We start from the raw sequence: 1,487 nt of genomic DNA, 5'->3' as shown, positions 1-1,487 counted from the left end.
CATCGGCTTATACACAATTTCCAGCGTGACCGCCGGCACGTAACTTCTGCAATGTCCTGGCAGCGACATGAACCTCTTTGAGTCCGAGCCAAATAGCTTTCGCGCCGGGTTCGCCATCACCCTTGCGGCCGAGAAATCCGCCCAAGCGCGCAATCAAGCGCAACACCTCATTGAGCTTGGGCTTGGCTGGCTGCTTGACGTCGGTCAGCAAATACGCGCCGCGAATTTCATCGACATCGAAGAACAGTTCGGCATCCAGATTGGGGCAACTGCGGCCCATATGCATCAGATGGACGATTCGCCAAGCCACGACCAGAAACAGCGCCAGCGCGCGTTCGAGCCGTTCGATTGCACCCAATTGCAGCGCCTCGACACGGCAACCGTTCTTCAGCACGTTGAACAAGATCTCGATTTCCCAGCGCGCCCGATACCAGTCGATCAGTTCAATCGCTTCCTGCAGCGTCGTGGCTTCGCGGTTGGTCAGCAAGCGCCATTCGATCGGCTTGACGCCGCCTGGTGCATCAAACTCACGCGCCACCAGACACGTGGCCGCTACGCTTTGACCAACGCCTGCCGGCAGTTCGATGCGCCGCAACCATATGTGCTGGCGCACCGGGCGCGCTTTCACGCCGTGACGCGAGCCCATCGTGAAGGCAATCTCGCCGAGCGGTGCACCTTCTGTCGCCGCCGCCCACAGCCTCGCTCCCTCGGGCAGCGCGCGGTCGTGGGTCGAGCGAATCAGCCAATCCGCCGGCGTGCCCAGTTCCTGCGCCCGCACCATCAGCGCGAGCATGTCTGCCTCGCGATCAGCGACGTACACCAGTCGCGTGTGCGGCAGGCCCGATGCCGTTTCCGCCACCCGTTCGTAACCCTCGATCCAGCGCAGGCTTTCCTTGAGGCCGCCGCGCTTGCCCTGCGCGTCCCTGGGCTCACGCGCCCACATCCACGCGTCGAGTACACCCAGCGGCACCCGCTCAGGCGTCACCGCATAGGTCGGATGCAAATACATCCCGCGCTGCATCTCGTAAGACAGTGGCCCAAGGCCCGTGGCCTGCCGGCCGTTGAAATCCAGTTCCGTGGTGTCCTGCAGGCACAACACGACCGACTGAGCGGCCATTCGTTGCTCGGTCTGCCGCCAGTGCGGCTCCAGAATCGCACTCCACTCGACCTCGCCGTTGTCGAAGAAGCGGTACGCCGCCATCGTCTCGCCCCAGCCCCGACACGCCTGCGGCACGCCAGCCGTCGGCTTGGCCGCCAATCGTTCCATCAATGTCCTCGCTCGCTTGTTCAGGCGCGCGTCGCCAAGGTCGAGGTCAGCAAATTCGGTTTCCGTCCAGCACGGTGCTTCCAGGGCCAAGGCGTTCACGCAAAAAGCGAGAGTAAACGCGACGCGCCGAAAGTTTACAAGCCCCGGTCCATCTCATTGCTCAACGACCGTTTGTTCCGGCCTACGGTTGCGGAGGACAGACTTGTGTATAAGACGATGG

General features: G+C 62.5%; 1 protein-coding gene. It reads right to left on the bottom strand.

Annotated features, from left to right (window positions below; genetic code table 11):
• Window positions 1-7: 7 nt before the first annotated feature.
• Window positions 8-1,357 (bottom strand): IS4 family transposase, encoded by a 1,350-nt coding sequence (locus tag BO1_RS48820; RefSeq protein ID WP_084688861.1) that lies wholly within the window; start codon window positions 1,355-1,357, stop codon window positions 8-10.
• Window positions 1,358-1,487: the final 130 nt, after the last annotated feature.

The organism is Paraburkholderia oxyphila NBRC 105797 (assembly GCF_000685075.1).
GTDB classification, from domain to species: Bacteria; Pseudomonadota; Gammaproteobacteria; order Burkholderiales; family Burkholderiaceae; genus Paraburkholderia; species Paraburkholderia oxyphila.
This window is presented reverse-complemented; position numbering and strand designations above follow the sequence as displayed.